The sequence below is a fragment of the Variovorax sp. PCZ-1 genome (assembly GCF_018413605.1).
Classification (GTDB): domain Bacteria; phylum Pseudomonadota; class Gammaproteobacteria; order Burkholderiales; family Burkholderiaceae_C; genus JANMDU01.
Genome location: NZ_JAHCDN010000003.1, coordinates 340,722 through 358,687, shown reverse-complemented (window position 1 = coordinate 358,687; position 17,966 = coordinate 340,722). Strand labels below are relative to the sequence as shown.

Annotated in this window: 16 protein-coding genes; 7 read left to right on the top strand and 9 right to left on the bottom strand. The window is 55.1% G+C overall.

Translation table 11 applies throughout. The annotated features are described in order from the left end of the window. Nucleotides 1-808 (bottom strand): DUF7933 domain-containing protein (locus tag KIH26_RS17185; protein WP_503005237.1); only part of this gene is annotated, 808 nt, incomplete at its 3' end. A 346-nt stretch (nt 809-1,154) separates the two neighbouring features. Between KIH26_RS17185 and KIH26_RS14980 the strand changes: the two genes are divergently transcribed. From KIH26_RS14980 to gshB, 3 genes are read left to right on the top strand one after another with little or no spacing between them, the layout of a single operon-like run. Then, the gene (locus KIH26_RS14980) at nt 1,155-3,023 is read left to right on the top strand and encodes a potassium transporter Kup (protein ID WP_213446478.1); all 1,869 of its coding nucleotides are present in this window, start codon (nt 1,155-1,157) and stop codon (nt 3,021-3,023) included. A 9-nt stretch (nt 3,024-3,032) separates the two neighbouring features. Continuing rightward, nucleotides 3,033-4,220 carry a benzoate/H(+) symporter BenE family transporter gene (locus tag KIH26_RS14975; protein ID WP_213446477.1) on the top strand — a complete coding sequence of 396 codons (1,188 nt, stop codon included), beginning with the start codon at nt 3,033-3,035 and terminating at the stop codon, nt 4,218-4,220. A 14-nt stretch (nt 4,221-4,234) separates the two neighbouring features. Further along, on the top strand, nt 4,235-5,194 hold the full coding sequence (gshB, locus tag KIH26_RS14970) for a glutathione synthase (protein ID WP_213446476.1): 960 nt from the start codon (nt 4,235-4,237) through the stop codon (nt 5,192-5,194). A 53-nt stretch (nt 5,195-5,247) separates the two neighbouring features. Here the strand turns inward: gshB and KIH26_RS14965 are convergent, their stop codons facing one another. From KIH26_RS14965 to KIH26_RS14935, 7 genes are all read right to left on the bottom strand, one after another. Beyond that, entirely contained in the window at nt 5,248-6,498 is a 1,251-nt protein-coding gene (locus tag KIH26_RS14965; protein WP_213446475.1) for a hypothetical protein, read from the bottom strand. Between the two features lie 18 nt (nt 6,499-6,516). After that, a complete protein-coding gene (locus tag KIH26_RS14960; protein WP_213446474.1) occupies nt 6,517-7,398 on the bottom strand; it encodes a hypothetical protein in 882 nt (293 codons plus the stop codon). Nucleotides 7,399-7,470: 72 nt separating this feature from the next. After that, on the bottom strand, nt 7,471-8,361 hold the full coding sequence (locus tag KIH26_RS14955; RefSeq protein ID WP_213446473.1) for a hypothetical protein: 891 nt from the start codon (nt 8,359-8,361) through the stop codon (nt 7,471-7,473). 143 nt (nt 8,362-8,504) lie between these two features. Further along, a complete protein-coding gene (gene mrdA / locus KIH26_RS14950) occupies nt 8,505-10,463 on the bottom strand; it encodes a penicillin-binding protein 2 (protein ID WP_213446472.1) in 1,959 nt (652 codons plus the stop codon). A gap of 23 nt (nt 10,464-10,486) precedes the next feature. Next, nucleotides 10,487-11,014, bottom strand: a complete 528-nt coding sequence (mreD, locus tag KIH26_RS14945; RefSeq protein ID WP_213446471.1) for a rod shape-determining protein MreD — start codon at nt 11,012-11,014, stop codon at nt 10,487-10,489. Further along, nucleotides 11,011-11,931, bottom strand: coding sequence for a rod shape-determining protein MreC (mreC, locus tag KIH26_RS14940; protein WP_213446470.1), 921 nt, complete (start codon nt 11,929-11,931; stop codon nt 11,011-11,013). Before mreC ends, mreD begins: the two co-directional genes overlap by 4 nt. Nucleotides 11,932-11,967: 36 nt before the next feature. Continuing rightward, the gene (locus tag KIH26_RS14935; protein WP_213446469.1) at nt 11,968-13,014 is read right to left on the bottom strand and encodes a rod shape-determining protein; all 1,047 of its coding nucleotides are present in this window, start codon (nt 13,012-13,014) and stop codon (nt 11,968-11,970) included. A gap of 144 nt (nt 13,015-13,158) precedes the next feature. Here KIH26_RS14935 and gatC point away from each other — a divergent pair, with 144 nt between their 5' ends. The 4 genes from gatC to KIH26_RS14915 all read left to right on the top strand — a co-directional run bounded on the left by gatC (nt 13,159) and on the right by KIH26_RS14915 (nt 17,292). After that, nucleotides 13,159-13,458, top strand: coding sequence for an Asp-tRNA(Asn)/Glu-tRNA(Gln) amidotransferase subunit GatC (gene gatC, locus KIH26_RS14930; protein ID WP_213446468.1), 300 nt, complete (start codon nt 13,159-13,161; stop codon nt 13,456-13,458). A gap of 10 nt (nt 13,459-13,468) precedes the next feature. After that, complete coding sequence (gene gatA / locus KIH26_RS14925; RefSeq protein WP_213446467.1) at nt 13,469-14,932, top strand: Asp-tRNA(Asn)/Glu-tRNA(Gln) amidotransferase subunit GatA; 1,464 nt, start codon at nt 13,469-13,471, stop codon at nt 14,930-14,932. Then, complete coding sequence (gene gatB / locus KIH26_RS14920) at nt 14,932-16,380, top strand: Asp-tRNA(Asn)/Glu-tRNA(Gln) amidotransferase subunit GatB (protein ID WP_213446504.1); 1,449 nt, start codon at nt 14,932-14,934, stop codon at nt 16,378-16,380. The genes gatA and gatB overlap by 1 nt, the downstream gene beginning before the upstream one ends. 642 nt (nt 16,381-17,022) lie before the next feature. Continuing rightward, entirely contained in the window at nt 17,023-17,292 is a 270-nt protein-coding gene (locus KIH26_RS14915) for a hypothetical protein (protein ID WP_213446466.1), read from the top strand. A 132-nt stretch (nt 17,293-17,424) separates the two neighbouring features. Here the strand turns inward: KIH26_RS14915 and KIH26_RS14910 are convergent, their stop codons facing one another. Next, complete coding sequence (locus KIH26_RS14910; protein ID WP_213446465.1) at nt 17,425-17,913, bottom strand: hypothetical protein; 489 nt, start codon at nt 17,911-17,913, stop codon at nt 17,425-17,427. Nucleotides 17,914-17,966: the final 53 nt, after the last annotated feature.

Here is a 17,966-nt window from a genome sequence, read left to right as displayed (position 1 = left end):
TGGCGGTGGCGTTGGCGGCAAGAGTAGCCGCTGTGCCGGTGACTTGGTTGCCGCTGTTGGTGGCGGCCAGGCCTGCGCCGTTGACGCTGACCACGGTCAGGCTGGCGGAGACCAGGTCGGTGACGGTAACGTTGGCGGCTGTGCTGGAGCCGGCGTTGAAGACGGTGATGGTGTAGCTGAATGTCTGGCCTGCGTTGACGCTGGTGACGCTGGCGGTTTTGCTGATTTGTAAGTCAGCCACCGGGGTAACAGTTAAAGTAGCTGTCACGCCAGTGGCGTTAGCACCCACGGTTGTCGTTAAAGAGCCAGCAGGGATGCTGTTAGCGCCAGTCGCAAGTGCCGTTACAACAACTGACACAGAACATGACGCTCCCGGCGGAATAACTGAGCCCGAACTCACCGATAGGGAATTGGCTGCAGGGGTTGCAGTGACTGTTGACCCATTAGCGCATGTCGTGGCAGGCAGCGGCGCAGATGAATTGCTCATTTGCGGCGGATAGGTATCAACGAAAGCGCTAGAGAAGGTCGCGGAGACGAGCTGATGCGTATTGGTGAATGTAATAACAAGCAGCGAAGTTCCGCCTGCGTTGATATTGGATGGCGTAAAAGTTTTGCTAACTGTAGGCAGACTGGGGGTGACGGTATCGACGTCTGATACCGTGCAGGTGCCTGATGAGCAACCAGCCCCAGTATTTGTTACCCCAGAAGGTACAGATATGGAAGCGGTATTAGTCACCTGAGTCTGCGCAAATGCGGGTAATTGCAGACTTATCAGAAAAAGTAATACCCCGAGGCCGCCAAACAGCATGCCTGCAGACTGCAACTTTAACAGTGACATTTTCAGAAGATTGAATACCTTCTGCTTACCATTTTTCAAAAAAGCAACCTGATATGTTTAGCTTAGTTATACGAAACCACTTAAGTTTACCTAAATAAACGCTTGATAATGAATGTTTTCTTTACCGAAGCTCATTTTCAAGAGGAATTTTAACATTGTGTTACCAAGAAGATCTACTTTTATCGAACTCATCACATAGACGCAAAAATGGCTGAAAAAGCATGAAAAGACGATGTGATTTTGTTTCTGTAAAGAAATATTTTTCACGGTGTCGAATTTGAATCAGACGGTTTAAACTCGGTCAAGGAAATAGCACGTGTCCACACAAAAAACCTCTCTCATTGCTCTGATCATAGGCGCTGTAGGTGTTGTGTACGGCGACATTGGAACCAGTGTTCTGTACGCAATGAAGGAGATCTTTGGATCTGGGCATGTGGAATTTACGCCACAAAACATTTATGGCATCTTGTCACTGATCTTCTGGACTTTGACGGTGATCGTTTCCGTCAAGTACGTCGCGCTGGTGTTGCGAGCAGACAACGAGGGCGAGGGTGGCTTGGTGGCAATGCTCACATTAGCCTCACGCGCCGTAAGTGATAAGCCCGAGTTACGGCGCGTGTTACTCATGGTGGGCATCTTTGGCACCTGCCTGTTTTATGGTGATGGCGTGATCACACCGGCGATTTCTGTGCTGGGTGCTGTGGAAGGTTTGGAGGTGATTTCGCCTCAGTTCAAAAAGTATGTGGTCCCCGTATCACTGGTGATTTTGTTTTTCTTGTTTCTTGTGCAAAAGCGTGGCACAGCGGGTATTGGCAAGTTCTTTGGACCCATTACCTTGGTCTGGTTTGCAACTTTGGCGGGTTTGGGCATCTTCCACATCATGGGCAATCCCGTGGTTTTGAAGGCATTGAGCCCGCATTACGCTCTTTTGTTCATGTGGCATAACCCAGGAACGACCTTCATTATTTTGGGCGCGGTTGTGTTGTGCGTGACAGGTGCTGAAGCGCTGTATGCTGATATGGGGCATTTTGGCAAGCGTCCGATTCGTATTGCTTGGTTCACCGTAGTGATGCCAGCGCTCACGCTCAATTATTTTGGCCAAGGCGCTTTGCTACTAGCCAAGCCTGAGACGGTGAAGAATCCGTTTTACATGATGGCACCTGATTGGATGCTGATTCCTTTGGTGATACTCGCCACGATGGCTGCCGTGATCGCGTCTCAAGCTTTGATCTCGGGCGCATTTTCAGTCACCAAGCAAGTTGTGCAGCTCGGTTTCTTGCCGCGCCTGCGCATGCTTCATACATCCACGAAAGAAACGGGGCAAATCTATATCCCATTTGTGAACTGGGCGCTGTTTGTGGCGATTGTGTTGGCCGTGGTGATGTTCAAATCCTCTGGCGCTTTGGCTTCGGCTTACGGCATTGCCGTGACGACGGATATGCTGATCACCACGATTCTCACCTTCTTCGTGATTCGCCATGCTTGGAAATACCCGCTGTGGCTGTGCATCGCGGCCACAGGCGTGTTTTTCATCGTGGATTTTGCGTTTTGGGCATCCAATATGCTCAAGCTGCTCGATGGCGGCTGGTTCCCCTTGGTGATTGGCGCGGCCATCTTCACACTGATGATCACATGGAAGCAAGGTCGCAAACTGCTTCATGAGAAATCCAAAGCAGATGGCATTGATTTGAAGAGCTTTTTAGAAGCCGTGTTTGTGAGCCCACCCACCCGTGTGGAAGGAACGGCAGTATTTCTCACCAGCGATCAAGGTACAGTGCCCAATGCATTGCTCCACAACTTGAAGCACAACAAAGTGCTGCATCAACACAATCTGTTTGTGACCGTGAAAAGCCATGAAGTGCCTTGGATTGGTTTGAACAAGCGTGTGCAGATTGAGCCGCTTGGGCATGACTGCTGGCAAGTGACGCTGAATTTCGGATTTAAAAACGATCCCGATGTGCCCGAGGCCTTACAGCAAATCACCAGCCGTGGCTGCGAGCTGGATCCGATGCAAACCAGCTATTTCCTCTCGCGCGACACTGTTGTGCCGACCATAGGTGGCGGCATGAGTGAATGGCGCGAGAAGCTGTTTGCGCAAATGCATCACAACGCGAGTGCTGCGGCTGATTTCTTGCGCCTGCCTAATAACGCGGTTGTCGAGCTAGGCTCTAAAGTTGAAATTTAGGGTCGGAATTTGAGTTTTTTCAAAGACTTTTCGCTGTCTGCTGCGACTGCAGGCTTCGTTGCTGTGCTGGTGGGCTTCACCAGCTCCGTCGCCATCGTTTTCTCAGCAGCCCTCGCGTTCAAAGCCACGCCGGAGCAGCTCACCTCTTGGATGTGGGCACTCGGTTTGGGTATGGGCTTATGTACCTTGATTCCCTCTTTGATTTTGCGCAAGCCCGTGATGGTGGCTTGGAGCACGCCAGGCGCTGCGGTACTGGCGGTAGCAGGCGTGGCTGGTGCATCTGGCGCGGGCTACTCGATGAATGAAGCCGTGGGCGCATTCATGATTTGCGCAGCGCTGATCACACTCGCTGGCGTCACCGGTTGGTTTGAAAAACTGATGGATCGCATCCCGATGGCGATAGCTGCTGCGCTGCTCGCTGGCGTGCTCGCGCGCTTTGGCATGCAGGGCTTTGTTGCGGCGCAAACGGACTGGGCGCTGGTGGTGCTGATGCTCATCACCTATCTACTAGGTAAGCGCTGGAACGCACGTTATGCAGTCGTACTCACCTTGGTAATCGCTATTATTTTCGTAGCATTTCGCGCAGATTCTATGCCGGCAAACATCACTTTTTCCTTGGCAAAACCAGTGTTTGTGATGCCTGAATTCAGTTGGGGCGCAGCCATCAGCCTAGCGCTGCCACTTTTTATTGTGACGATGGCTTCGCAGAATCTTCCCGGTGTGGCGGCGATTCGCGCCTCGGGCTTTCAACTGCCTCTCTCCAAAATCATCAGCATGACGGGCGTGGCAACTTTTCTGCTTGCACCTTTTGGCGGATTTGCTTTGAATCTATCCGCGATCACTGCAGCGATTTGTATGGGCAAAGAAGCGCATCCTGATCCTGATAAACGCTACATCGCGTCATCTGTGTGCGGCATCATTTACATTTTCATCGGCCTGTTTGCGAGCATCGTGACTGCGCTGCTCACCGCTTTCCCCAAAGAGCTGATCGCTGCCATTGCAGGATTAGCACTCTTGGGCACGATTGCAGGCGGCTTGGCAACTGCTCTGCAAGATGAAAAGCACCGCGATGCTGCGATCATCACCTTCCTCGTGACATTGAGTGGCGTAACGCTGGCCGGCATTGGCGCAGCCTTCTGGGGTGTGGTGGCCGGCAGCTTGGCGCTGTTTGTGCAAAACTATCGAGCTAAGACCTAAGCCAGAGAACACGAATGCACATCCTCTTCATCGCCGATCCGCTCGAATCCTTCAAGACCTACAAAGACAGCACCTTCGCCATGATGCGGGCTGCCGCCGCACGCGGGCACACACTCAGCGCTTGCGAGCCCAAAGATGTGATGTGGCAAAGCGGTGGTGTGGTCACTGGCTTTGTGCGCGATATTTCGCTCACCGGTGAGCTAGAAAACTGGTTCATATCCAAGCAAGACAAGCCCAACGAGCGCCCTGCTCCACTCAAAGATTTTGATGCGGTGATCATGCGCAAAGATCCGCCTTTTGACAGCGAGTATTTCTACGCGACGCATTTGCTGGAGCAGGCCGAGCGCGAAGGCGCAAAGGTGTTTAACAAAGCCCGATCACTGCGCGATCATCCAGAGAAACTCGCCATCATGGAGTTTCCGCAGTTCGTCTCGCCTACGCTGGTGACGCGCGATGCGTCAGACATCAAACGCTTTCACGCTGAGCACAAAGACATCATCTTGAAGCCGCTCGATGGCATGGGCGGCGCTGGCATTTTTCGCGTGAAAGCCGATGGGCTGAACCTTGGCGGCATCATCGAAACGCTGAACAAAGACGGCGCGCAAACTGTGATGGTGCAAAAGTTCATTCCGGCGATTGAGCAAGGCGATAAACGCATCCTCGTGATCAATGGTGCGCCTGTGCCCTACTGCCTCGCACGCATCCCACAGGGCGGCGAGGTACGAGGCAATTTGGCGGCGGGCGGCAAAGGTGTGGCGCAACCGATCACGCCGCGCGACAGAGAAATTGCTGAACACATCGGCTCGAATCTCGCCAAACGTGGTTTGTTTTTAATCGGCCTAGATGTGATCGGCGAGCAGCTCACGGAAATCAATGTAACCAGCCCGACATGCTTTCAAGAAATCACCGATCAGATGGGATGGGACGTGGCTACCCACTTCATCACGCAGCTTGAATTACTATTAAATCAATAGCATTCCGCGCAGATTCTATGCCGGCGATATGCCAAAAATGCTTTAAAAATGGGCTACTTCCCGCCTAGGCGCTCTAGCTCTCTGCGCGCCGCATCCAGATCACGGCCATATTCAGCTAAGTAGCGATCACGCTCTTCGCTGCTCCATTCGTTGGGCGAAAAGCTGTCAGCGTTGTAGCTGCCACTGGTGTGCACCACACCGGCGCGGCGCGACATCATCAAGCGATCTGGAAATTTATCGGGAATCAGCAAAAAGCCATCCACATCGCGAAGCTTGAGTGGAAACACGGGGCGCTTGTCGCGGATCAAAGCGCCAAACAGATGCAGTTTGAATTCCTTCGCGCCAGCTGCAACTTCATCGTTGAACGTCACCAAAGCAAATGGCTGACCGCGCGCATCATCCACACGAGCACTCACCACATAGCGCCCTGGCACGCGCACATTGGCTTTGACATAGAAATTGAGCGAGCCCTGCTCCTGCGCTTCGCGGACTGTGCCCCAAGTGGCTGGCGCGTCTTCGGTGTAGATCACGTCAAAATGCGCCACACCTTCTTTGCCATCGGCACGCACGAAAACGAGCACGCGGATCGTGCCTGCAAAGCCCGCAAAACCTTGGGTAGATGGCGAGAGGCGGGCGCTGAAATTGCCATCTCCGGCCACATCATCTGCACCGCCTGCCCCCGATGCGCCAGCATCTGTAAAATCCAAATTGGCCGCGCGTACTTGCTGCAATTGCTTGCCATCAGGCATGGATTGCGCAGCAGCGCGCGTGATGAGCAAAGGCAATACTTTGCCACTACTGTCTATGGCCTGCACGGTGAACTTCACCGTATCCTGCCCAGAGAGAAACACGCGATCTTGCCCGGTCTTCAGCGTGATACCTTTGACGCCTTCACCACGCTCATTGCGCATGGTTTTTTCTTCGATCACGGGATCAAAGGGGCGCACCTGATCGGGCGCATCTGCAATCGGGCGAGATTCATGCGGATAGCGTGTGGCATCGCGGTAGCTGCTGAATACTTGGCTCGCGCGCTCGTAGCGCTCGCGTGCTTGCACCAGTTTTTCTTCACGGAGCCTCTGGCCTTCTGGGCTGAGTGGCGCGCCACTGCTGCTTATCGATGAACCTGCCGCTGCACCAATCAATGACGAGGCAGCCGAACTTTGCATCGCGCCTGACATGCTCGCAGCAGCAGCTGGCTTAGCTGCTTCGGTACTAGTCGAATCATCACCAAACAGCCACCATAGCAGCAGCGCAGCCACCCCGAGGATGGCCAGCATCCAAGCGGTGGCGGCGCGTTTGTGCATGGCTAAAAGTAAGGGCTCTTATTGCGCGTTGGCCACCATGTTGGCGCGCACCAAGCCCACCACGCCACCCCAATTGCCATTGGTGTAGTGGTTGTACTGGTCACTGCTGTCACGGAACTGCACCGTATGGTTTGCCCACTTGACCGAGCCACCCTCGTTGCTCGCTGTGCCTGACGTCAGATCATCACAGAACCAGACACTGGGATTGCACAAGCGTCGGCCACCGCTGCCCGCTGTGCCGCCTGCGGAGTGGTAAGCCACGGCTTGGTCATCTTCGCCCGGCATAAACAATTCTGAATACCAGACGCCTTGGGCACCGGTGTACATGTAGAACCACTTGGCGCGGGTCTGGTTGTGGTCATACATCGCGCGCGCTGTAGCAGTTTTCAAATCTTGTGAGAGGGGGTCAGACACCGCCCAACTGCCCACATCAGCCAACTCACTGCCGCCAGCAGCGCCTGCGGCCACATTCACCCATTTGATGTTCCAGCCGGTTTGCGTGCCGCCGCCAGCCGCGGCTTGACATTGACCGCCCGAGACCACGCCATTTCTTTTGGGTCTCGCGCTCCCGCCGTAAAGCGACAAGGCATAGCCAATTTGCAAGTTGCCAGCGCTGTGCGCGGCCACGTAGCACCAGTTATCACCAGTGCAATAGCAATCCAACGCATCGCGAACGCGATAGTTCTGATCAGCCACGCGGTTAAAGCCATCCCAGTTCACCGAGATTTTGTTCACACCAGCGGCCGTGCTGGCTGGCCCCCAGTAAGTGAAATCAGCGTAATTGCCGGCCTGCGCATTTTGGTTGTTGCGACCATTGATCCACAAAGAATAATTGGTCGCGACTGCGGCGGTAGCGCCAGCAAGAATCAGGGCAGCAGCCACAAGCAGTTTGCGTTTCATGAATGTCTCCTATCTAGAAAGAATGATTGTTCGTAGAACAGCGCAAATGCTGTTGCCGTGCCCGATCAGGCTTTACAACGCGTTGGCCACCATGTTGGCACGCACCAAGCCCACCACGCCGCCCCAATTGCCATTGGTGTAGTGGTTGTATTGGTCGCTGCTGTCACGGAATTTCACGTCGTGGTTCGTCCACTTCGCGCTGCCGCCTTCATTGGCTGCGGTGCCTGTGGTCAAGTCATTGCAGGAGCTCACCGATGGGTTGCACAAACGCGTGCCGCCTGAGCCAGCCGTGCCGCCTGAAGAGTGATAAGCCACGGCTTGATCGTCTTCGCCAGGCATGAATGCTTCTGAATACCAGACACCTTTGGCGCCGGTGTACATGTAGAACCACTTGGAGCGGGTCTGGTTGTGGTCATACATCGCACGCGCCGTGGCCGTCTTCAGATCTTGTGTGAGCGCATCAGACACAGCCCAGCTGCCCACATCAGCCAACTCGCTGCCGCCAGCAGCGCCTGCAGCCACATTCACCCATTTGATGTTCCAGCCTGTTTGCGTGCCGCCGCCAGCAGCGGTGCCGCATTGGCCGCCAGAGACGACGCCGTTTCTCTTCGTGCGGGCAGAGCCGCCGTAAAGAGACAGGGCGTAGCCAATTTGCAAATTGCCGGCGCTGTGCGCAGCCACATAACACCAGTTATCACCTGTGCAATAGCAATCGAGCGCATCGCGCACGCGGTAGTTTTGATCAGCGATGCGGCTCGACCCATCCCAGTTCACAGAGATTTTGTTCACGCCGGCGGCCGTCGTTGTGGGGCCCCAATAAGTAAAGTCGGCGTAGTTTCCAGCTTGGGCATTGGCGTTGTTACGGCCATTGATCCACAAGGAATAATTGGTTGCTACGGCTGTGCCTGCAGTTGCCAGCACAAGAGCGGCCACGCCTATGGCGGCCAGGAGTTTGTTTTTCATTGATGTCTCCGGTTTAGATTTTTTAAAATAGAACGGTCGTTCTTTTTCAATTGTCCAAAACGTGACAAACAATAACAACTCGGGGAAACCCGAAAAGTCGTGGCGTAAGCACGACACTCTGAAACGGCGCTATCACAAGCCTATCAAGGCGCGGCGGTTTTCCAAGGAATGTCTTCCACCTTACGCGGCTTGCCAATCGGCGCAGCGGCCTGGCCTTTTTTCACAGCCACTAAATCTTCTTCACTCGGGTATTGCCCAAGCAACACGTAATCAAACACACGGCGCGCAATCGGCGCGGCATGCTCTGCGCCGAAGCCTGCGTTTTCTACGATCACGGCGAGAGCGATTTGTGGATTGTCTGCCGGCGCGAAGGCCATGTAGAGGGCGTGATCACGCTGGTGCTCTTCTAATTTGGAGGCGTTGTATTTATCTTTTTGGCCAATCGTCACGGCCTGGGCTGTGCCGGTTTTGCCGCCGCTCACGTAGCCTGCGCCTGCAAATACGCGTGCAGATGTGCCCTCTTTCGTCACGCCCACGAGCGAGCGATTGATCACGGCCACGTGCTCGGGTTTATAGCCTAGGTTCATCGCTGGCTCTTTGGCAGCAGGTATCCAATTGCGGCTCAAAGCATCCTGCGTAGCTGTCACCAGCTTAGGCTGATGCCGAATACCGCCATTGGCCAAGATGCCAGTGGCATGTGCAAGCTGCAGCATGGTGAAGGTGTTGTAGCCTTGGCCGATGCCCAGCGAGATCGTCTCGCCGGCATACCATTTCTTCTGCTCAGGCTTCTTGTAATACGTGCGCTTCCACTCTTGGCTAGGCAACACGCCACGCACCTCGCCATTGATGTCAATGCCGGTGTATTGCCCAAAGCCCAGCGGCTTCATGAAATCATGCATGGCATCCACACCCATCTCGTTGGCAAGAGAGTAGTAATACACATTGGATGATTTCACGATGCTGCGATACATATCTACCGCGCCCAAGCCGCCATCGCCGTGGCTGCGGAAGGTGTGGCCGCCGAATGTCCATGAGCCGGCATCGTTGATGATCGTGCCCGCGGTGCGCTTGCCTGTTTCCAGCGCTGCCAAAGCCATGAAAGGCTTGTAAGTGGAGCCAGGTGGGTACGTGCCGCGCAGGGCGCGATTGAGCAAGGGCTTATCAATGCTCTCATTCAAGATTTGCCAGTTCTCAACATCAATGCCCTCAACGAAGAGATTCGGATCAAAGGTCGGCATGCTCACAAAGGCCAGAACCTCGCCATTGCGCGGATCAATCGCCACCAAAGCCCCGCGCCGCTCGCCATACATCTCTTCGATGAGTTTCTGCAGCTTGATATCGATGGAGAGCTTGATGGTGTTACCCGGCGTAGCGGGGTTACTGGCGAGCTTGCGCACTGCGCGGCCACCCGCAGATGTCTCGACCTCATCGACACCCGTGATGCCATGCAACTGCTGTTCAAAGCTTTGCTCAATGCCTAGCTTGCCAATGTAATCTGTGCCTTTGTAATTGGTTTGCTGTTCTTCGGGCCACTCTTCAATTTGTTCTTTTTCGCGCTGGTTGATGCGGCCAATGTAGCCAATCACATGACTGGCGAGCTCCCCATGTGGATACTGACGAAACAATCGCGCCTTGATATCCACGCCGGGAAAGCGAAAGCGCTGCGCGGCAAATTTCGCCACTTCCTCATCGGAGAGACGCGTGCGAATCGGCAGTGATTCAAAACTTTTGGATTCATCCACCAGTTTCTTGAAGCGGCGCTTATCGCGCGGCTGGATGTCTACCAAGGCGGAAAGCTGATCAATCGTTTCCTCCAAAGTGCCGGGAATTTTGGAAGGCGTGATCTCTAGCGTGTAGGCAGAGTAATTGGTGGCCAGTGTGATGCCATTGCGATCCATGATCAAGCCGCGATTGGGCACGATGGGCACAATGGCCGTACGGTTGCTCTCCGCCTGCTCTTCAAAATCGTCATGGCGCACCACTTGCAGCCACACCAAGCGCGAGACGAGTAGCAAGAAGCAGAACAGCACGAAGACGCTGGCCACCAGCACGCGGCGGCGAAACTTGGCTAACTCGGCTTCTACGTTGCGCAGTTCAGTCATGGCATCGGTCCTAACAATGAGCTCTACAACGGCCGATTGGCATCCGGATCAGGCGCTCGCATCTGTGGCGCGAGCAAGATCAGTGTCACAACAGGCCAAAGCAAAGCCTCGATCACAGGTGCAATCACAAAGCCCCAGCCGGGGAAACTGTGACCTGCGAGCAAGCGCACCGCGAGTTGCAGTGCATGCGCTGCCGCCAACAAAGGGAAGATTTGCAGCGCCTGAGACGGAATGCTGTACCAGAGCAAGCGACGCGAAATCGTGATGGCGAAAAAACTCAAGGCGGTGTAAGCCAGCGCATGCTGCCCAAGCAGCGCACCTTGATGCACATCCATGCACAGACCAAAGATAAACGCCGTGCCCACACCCACACGCAGCGGCTGATGAATCACCCAAAACACCAAGGCCAGCGCCAACACATCCGGCGGCCATGATGCGCGGCCAAACAGCGCCGACATCAGCACATTGAGCATCAGCGCAGCCAGCAATGAGCCCCAAAGATACCAAGGGTTCACTGGCAGCAGCAATTGATCACCCGAACGCATGATCATTTTTTCGCTCCTTTTTTAGGAGCACTTTGCGCAGATTCTACGCTGGCGGGAATGGGTATTTGCACTGAAAAAGGCTCAAGAATCATCACATGGCGTGCGCCCAGCGTGTTGGCCAGCGGCTGACAAATGATCTTCGCAAAAGCCGAATCAGCGCGCCGCTCGACCTTATCCACCTTCGCCACAGGCATGCCGGGCGGATACACGCCATCCACACCGCTGGTCGTCAAGATATCGCCCTGCTGCACATCGGCATTGCCAGCCATGAAGCGCAGCTCCAGTGTGCCGCCATGGATCGACGGATCACCATACACCACACTGCGCGCGCCGGTGCGCGTGTTGAGCACGGGGATGGTGTGGTCACGGTCAATCAACAGCGTCACTTCGCTGGAGAGCGGATACACGCGTGTGACTTGGCCCAGCACGCCAGACTCATCCATCACCGGCGAGCCACCTTTGATACCCGCGATCGAACCCTTATCCACCATCACGCGTCGCGTAAAGGGATCGGCTGCGTCGTACACCACTTGCGCGGCTTGCGCGGGCGTGGTGGTTCGCTCTTTAAGCGCCAGCAGCTTGCGCAAGCGATCATTTTCCAGCCCGAGTTGCTCGACTTGCGCAGCACGCTGGGCTTGAAGTGCCAAACGCTTTTCAGCTTCTGTCTTTGCCTTTTGTGCATCATCCAGAGATACAAAATACGCACCACCACCGCGCGCCATCTCGATGGGGCGCATCACTGCCCATTGCACGGGATAAAGCGCGGTAGCCACAGCCACGCGTATCGGCCCGGTGAGCTTAAAGCGCGTATCGGCCACCATGAGGAAGAGCGCCAAGGCTGAGAACAACATCAGCTTAGAAAGCGCCGATTGCCCTTGCTTGAAGAAGGGCGGCGGTGTTCGATCCAGAGTCCCTAACGGCACAACATGCTCCGAGCCAAAAGGGAAAGACGATTCACATTATTCGGAAGCGAAGATGCTGCCCATGCGCGCGCCAGAATTCTCCAGCGCAATGCCGCAGCCGCGCACCACGCAGGTGAGCGGATCTTCAGCAACGAGCACTGGCAAGCCGGTTTCTTCAGCCAGCAAGCGATCCAGATCGCGCAAGAGCGCGCCGCCGCCAGTGAGCATCATGCCGCGTTCGGCAATGTCTGCGCCCAGCTCGGGAGGCGTTTGCTCCAAAGCATTCTTCACCGCACTCACGATTTGGTTGAGCGGATCGGTCAAAGCTTCCAGCACTTCGTTCGATGAAATCGTGAACGCACGTGGCACGCCTTCGGATAGATTGCGACCTTTGACTTCCATCTCTTTGACTTCTGAGCCGGGGAAGGCCGAGCCAATTTGCTTCTTGATCGCTTCTGCGGTGGGCTCGCCGATCAGCATGCCGTAGTTTCGGCGAATGTAGTTGATGATGGCTTCGTCAAACTTATCGCCACCGACGCGCACGCTGCCTTTGTAGACCATGCCGCCGAGCGAGATCACGCCCACTTCGGTTGTGCCGCCGCCAATGTCCACCACCATCGAGCCAGAAGCCTCGCTCACTGGCAGGCCTGCACCAATCGCCGCCGCCATCGGCTCTTCAATCAAATCCACCGGGCTGCCGCCAGCCGCTTCAGCCGCATCACGAATCGCGCGGCGCTCCACTTGCGTTGAGCCGCAAGGCACGCAAATAATGATGCGCGGGCTGGGCGTGAGCAAGCTGCGGGGGTGAACCATCTTGATGAACTGCTTGATCATCTGCTCGGTGATCACGAAATCGGCAATCACGCCGTCTTTCATCGGGCGAATCGCTTCGATGTTGCCAGGCACTTTGCCCAACATGGCCTTGGCTTCTTTGCCCACGGCCTGAATCACTTTTTTGCCCTGCGGACCGCCTTCATGGCGAATCGCCACGACAGAAGGCTCATCGAGCACGATGCCCTTGCCGCGCGCGAAAATCAGAGTATTGGCCGTCCCCAAATCGATGGCCAGGTCGGTGGAGAGATACCGACGAAATGCACCTAACATCTTCAATCCTTTTTTTAGGTTTTTATGCCCTCAAATGAGGCGCGGCAAACCATAGACAAACCAAAGACAGGATAATACCCGATTGCACTCTTGAAAAAGCCGGTTTTTGCTCCTAAATTTGTTGCAAAACCTCTAGACATCATCATGGCCTTGAACCCTTCCGACATTGACCGCATTGCCAACCTCGCGCGCCTTGAGCTGCGCGGCGACGAGCCCCAGCGCATGCTCAGCTCCATCAACAACTTTTTTGACATCGTCGAGCAGATGCGTGCGGTGGACACCAAAGGCATCGAGCCCCTCGCCCATCCCGTGGCCGCCATCCAAGAGATTCAGCTGCGCCTGCGCGCCGATATCGCCTCTGAGCCGAATAACCGCGAAGCTAACCAGCAAAGCGCGCCAGCTGTGGAGCGCGGCCTGTTTCTTGTGCCCAAAGTAATCGAGTGAGGCCAAGAAAATGAGCGATATTCACTTCCAGCCCTTATCCCACCTGCGCAAACAGCTATCAAAAAAGGAGTTGTCCGCGCCTGAATTGGCTCAGCATTTCCTCGCCCGCATGAAGGCGAATGCGCATCTGGGCGCGTATTTGGCCACTGACGAGGCCACCACGCTCGCCCAAGCCGCTGCTGCACAAAAGCGCCTAGACACTGGCGATACAGCACCCCTGCTCGGCCTGCCGATTGCCCACAAAGACATTTTCGTGACGAAAGACTGGCCGACCACCGCTGGCTCAAAGATGCTCAAAGGCTATCGCTCACCTTTCGATAGCACAGTCGTGAGCAATCTTGGCGGCGAGGGAGCCGTTACTCTTGGAAAACTCAATTGCGATGAATTCGCGATGGGTTCAAGCAATGAAAACTCTGCCTATGCCAAAGTTTTGAATCCTTGGGACACCAGCCGCATCCCCGGCGGCAGCTCGGGCGGCAGCGCCGTGGCAGTCGCCGCCGGGCTGGTAAGCGCAGCAACTGGCACAGACACTGGCGGCTCGATCCGCCAGCCCGCAGCCTTTTGCGGCATCACTGGCATTAAGCCAACGTACGGCCGCGCCAGCCGCTACGGCATGATTGCTTTTGCCTCCAGCCTCGATCAAGCTGGCGTGATGGCGCGCTCCGCTGAAGACAGCGCTTTGCTGCTCTCTGCCATGTGTGGCCCGGATTTGGATCGTGATTCCACGTCGCTTGATATGCCCGCCGAGGATTTCTCTCTCGGCTTGAATGACAAGCTAGATGGCCTTCGCATCGGCATCCCCAAAGAATTCTTTGGCGAGGGCTTGAGTGCAGACGTGCGCGCCGCTGTTGATGCGGCTTTGAAAGAACTAGAAAAACTCGGCGCAAAGCTCGTCCCCATCACCTTGCCACGCACCGAGCTGTCCATCCCGGTCTACTACATCATCGCCCCCGCCGAAGCCAGCTCCAATCTCTCCCGTTTTGACGGCGTGAAATTCGGCTACCGCGCAGCGCAGCACGGCGATTTGCTCGATATGTACAAAAAAACCCGCGCTCAAGGCTTTGGCGATGAGGTCAAACGCCGCATCATGATCGGCGCATACGTTTTGAGCCACGGCTACTACGATGCCTACTACCTCCAAGCCCAAAAAATCCGCCGCATGATCGCGGATGATTTTCAAAATGCGCTCAAAGAATGCGACGTAATCGCCGGGCCCGTGGCTCCCACCGTTGCTTGGAAAATTGGCGAAAAATCCGATGACCCAGTAGCAAACTACCTCGCAGACATCTTCACGCTCCCCGCAAGCCTAGCGGGCCTGCCTGGCATGAGCCTGCCCGTCGGCTTCGGCGCAGCAAATATGCCAGTAGGCATGCAATTGATTGGCAACTACTTCAAAGAAGCCCAGCTTCTCAACGTCGCCCACCAATACCAACAAGCCACCGATTTCCACGCCCGCCGCCCGGAGGGTTTTTGATTATGAGCAAACTCATTCAAGGCTACGAAGTCGTCATCGGCTTCGAGACGCACACCCAGCTCGCCACGCAAAGCAAAATCTTCAGCCGCGCCTCCACCGCTTTCGGCGCTGAGCCCAACACGCAGGCCGCACCCGTGGATTTGGCGCTGCCCGGCACGCTCCCGGTCATGAACAAAGGCGCGGTCGAATGCGCCATCAAGCTCGGCCTCGCGCTCGGCTCCACGATTGCCGAGAAAAGCATCTTCGCCCGCAAAAACTATTTCTATCCCGATCTGCCCAAGGGCTATCAAATCAGCCAATTCGAAATCCCCGTCGTGCAAGGCGGCTTAGTTGAGTTTTATTTGGGCGACGAAAAGAAAACCGTGCGCCTCGTGCGCGCCCACCTCGAAGAAGATGCCGGCAAATCCCTCCACGAAGATTTCATCGGGCAATCTGGCATTGACCTCAACCGAGCAGGCACGCCCTTGCTAGAAATCGTCACCGAGCCCGACATGCGCTCGTCTGACGAAGCGGTGGCCTACGCCAAAGAGCTGCACAAAATCGTCACTTGGATCGGCATTTGCGATGGCAACATGCAAGAGGGCTCGTTTCGCTGCGATGCCAACGTGAGCGTGCGCAAGCCCGGCGCCGAACTCGGCACACGCCGCGAAATCAAGAATCTCAACAGCTTCAAATTCATGCAGCAAGCCATTGATTTTGAAATCCGCTGGCAAATCGAGCAAATCGAAGACGGCAAAAAAATCCAACAAGCCACCGTCTTGTTCGACCCTGACACGGGTGAGACCCGCGCCATGCGCACCAAGGAAGACGCCGCCGATTACCGCTATTTCCCTGACCCCGATTTGCCGCCGCTGCATGTTGCGCCAAGCTGGGTGAACGACGTAAAAGCCACCATGCCCGAACTCCCGCGCGTTATGGCGCAGCGCTTCGTGAGCGATTACGCTCTGCCGGAATACGATGCCACCCAACTTACCCAAAGCCAATCTTGCGCTGCATATTTTGAGACGGCCGCTAAAGCATGTGGCCAAGCAAAACTAGCCAGCAACTGGGTCATGGGCGAACTCTCGCGCCGCTTGAACCAAGAAGAAAAGTCCTTCGAGCAAAGCCCCGTGTCCGCGCAAAAACTAGGCGCGCTCATCAGCCGCATTCACGACGGCACGATCTCCAACAATGCCGCTAAGCAAGTGATGGATGCGATGTGGACAGAAGGTGGCGAAGTCGATGCCATCATCGAAGCCAAAGGCCTCAAACAGATGAACGACTCTGGCGCGCTAGAGAAAATCATCGAAGAAGTGCTCGCCGCCAATCCAGACAACGTCGCGCAATTCAAAGCTGGCAAAGAAAAAGCCTTCAACGCCTTGGTCGGCCAAGCCATGAAAGCCAGCAAAGGCAAAGCCAATCCAAGCCAAGTCAACGAGATGCTGAAAGCCAAACTCGCTGCGGCTTGATGTATTTGTATGGAAAGTGGTTACTATTAATTTAGTAGCACTCTGCGCAGATTTTATGCCGGCGAATGCTCTGTTTTGCCTTAAAACTGAGCAGAAAAAATAGTTTCTCTCAAACCATCGCACCTACACCTGCGCGTGACACTGCGCCCGGCCTGTCTTCTTTTCAGCGCACCGAGCGGAATACGACTAGCTACTGATCTTTTGTAGCGGTGATGAGATGGCTGGCCGCGCCCGATCAAGAAGCCATCCGTACGCAGCATCCCGCGCTGGTGTGAATGGGCGCGATTGGCGAACTACGATTTTCTAACCTAAAGTGAAATCTTAGGTCTGTTTTACAACAGGCAAAAATCTCACAAAAAGCGTCTTGATATAAAAATCTATAAAAACAAAACCCGCAAGAAATGTACTCATGGTGATTCCATACATGACCCATGACTCGCCCGGATATGGCGATAAAAGATGCACGACCTCGTCAGTACGCGACAAAAATATCATCAAGCAAAAGATGTAAAAAATGAATTGCAGTGTGAAAAACCAATCGACATTCCAGCCTTTGTGGCAATGATGACACCAATGCCTAGCTACTGATGTATATGACTCTCCATGCAAGTAAAAGCTTCTGATTAAATCGATGAGCGCAAGATGATTAACTTTACCGCAATGAGGGCAAGTTTTTTGCAACAGTCGAGTTTGTCGAAGAAACTTCTTCATTACTTAAGTTTAGCAGCGGGTTTTATAGACGAGTACCAACCAAGCCCATCAGCGCCGGAGCGGGATGCTGCGCTCGGATGGCTTCTCGGTCGGGCGCAGCAAACCATCTCATCATCGCTACAAAAGATCAGTAGCTCGTCGTATCCCGCACGGTTCGCTGAAAAGAAGACAGGCCGGGCGCAGTGTCACGCGCAGGTGTAAGTGCGATGGTCAGCGCGCAATCTTGCACACGTTGCACAGCCAATGCATTCACTATGAAATAGATAGCACCTTGCGCAGATTCTATGCCGGCGAATGCCTTGTTTTGCCTTAAAAACCGAGCAAAAAAGAGATTCAGCGAGTAAGCATCACCACGCGCTCTGCTGGCACGCTCACACGCAGCTCGACCCATTGCCCGCCAGCGCGGCCAGGCAGCGTGGCCATGGCTTGCACTTCAATTGGCGCGTTGCCTGCCGTCAAAGCGGGCGTGGGGCTTTTGCTGCCTTGGCTGGCATCGCCATCCGCCATGGCTTGCCCAGCATTGCATTTAGACAGCAGCATGGGCGAGGATACGCGCACGGATTTGATGGAGGAGAGCACAGTTTGCGCCGCGCTGCTCACTGGTTTGCCAGCGGTATCGAGCAATTGCATGCCTTTGGTCTGCGGAGCCCAGCGGCCTTCGCTGCTGAGGCGGCCGGCCAAGATGCATTGCGCATCGCCGGCTTGGGGCGCTGCGGCGCTGGGTATGCCGGGCGAAGAGGGGCTTTGCTGGGCTTGCAGCACGGGCGTTGCGAGTGCTAAGCACAGCAGCAATGGGAGGGGAGAGAATGAAAATTTGGGCATGGCAATCTCCTAAAACAATTCAATTTTCCCCCTTTTGGCCTCCGATTGTCGCG

Bases quoted from the DNA above. Each gene is read 5' to 3' on its own strand.
- KIH26_RS14935 (WP_213446469.1), bottom strand. From the start codon at position 13,014: ATGTTAGGTGCATTTCGTCGGTATCTCTCCACCGACCTGGCCATCGAT.
- KIH26_RS14965 (WP_213446475.1), bottom strand. From the start codon at position 6,498: ATGCACAAACGCGCCGCCACCGCTTGGATGCTGGCCATCCTCGGGGTG.
- KIH26_RS14915 (WP_213446466.1), top strand. From the start codon at position 17,023: ATGATTAACTTTACCGCAATGAGGGCAAGTTTTTTGCAACAGTCGAGT.
- gatC (WP_213446468.1), top strand. From the start codon at position 13,159: ATGGCCTTGAACCCTTCCGACATTGACCGCATTGCCAACCTCGCGCGC.
- mrdA (WP_213446472.1), bottom strand. From the start codon at position 10,463: ATGACTGAACTGCGCAACGTAGAAGCCGAGTTAGCCAAGTTTCGCCGC.
- KIH26_RS14910 (WP_213446465.1), bottom strand. From the start codon at position 17,913: ATGCCCAAATTTTCATTCTCTCCCCTCCCATTGCTGCTGTGCTTAGCA.
- gatA (WP_213446467.1), top strand. From the start codon at position 13,469: ATGAGCGATATTCACTTCCAGCCCTTATCCCACCTGCGCAAACAGCTA.
- KIH26_RS14960 (WP_213446474.1), bottom strand. From the start codon at position 7,398: ATGAAACGCAAACTGCTTGTGGCTGCTGCCCTGATTCTTGCTGGCGCT.
- gshB (WP_213446476.1), top strand. From the start codon at position 4,235: ATGCACATCCTCTTCATCGCCGATCCGCTCGAATCCTTCAAGACCTAC.
- KIH26_RS14955 (WP_213446473.1), bottom strand. From the start codon at position 8,361: ATGAAAAACAAACTCCTGGCCGCCATAGGCGTGGCCGCTCTTGTGCTG.
- mreD (WP_213446471.1), bottom strand. From the start codon at position 11,014: ATGATCATGCGTTCGGGTGATCAATTGCTGCTGCCAGTGAACCCTTGG.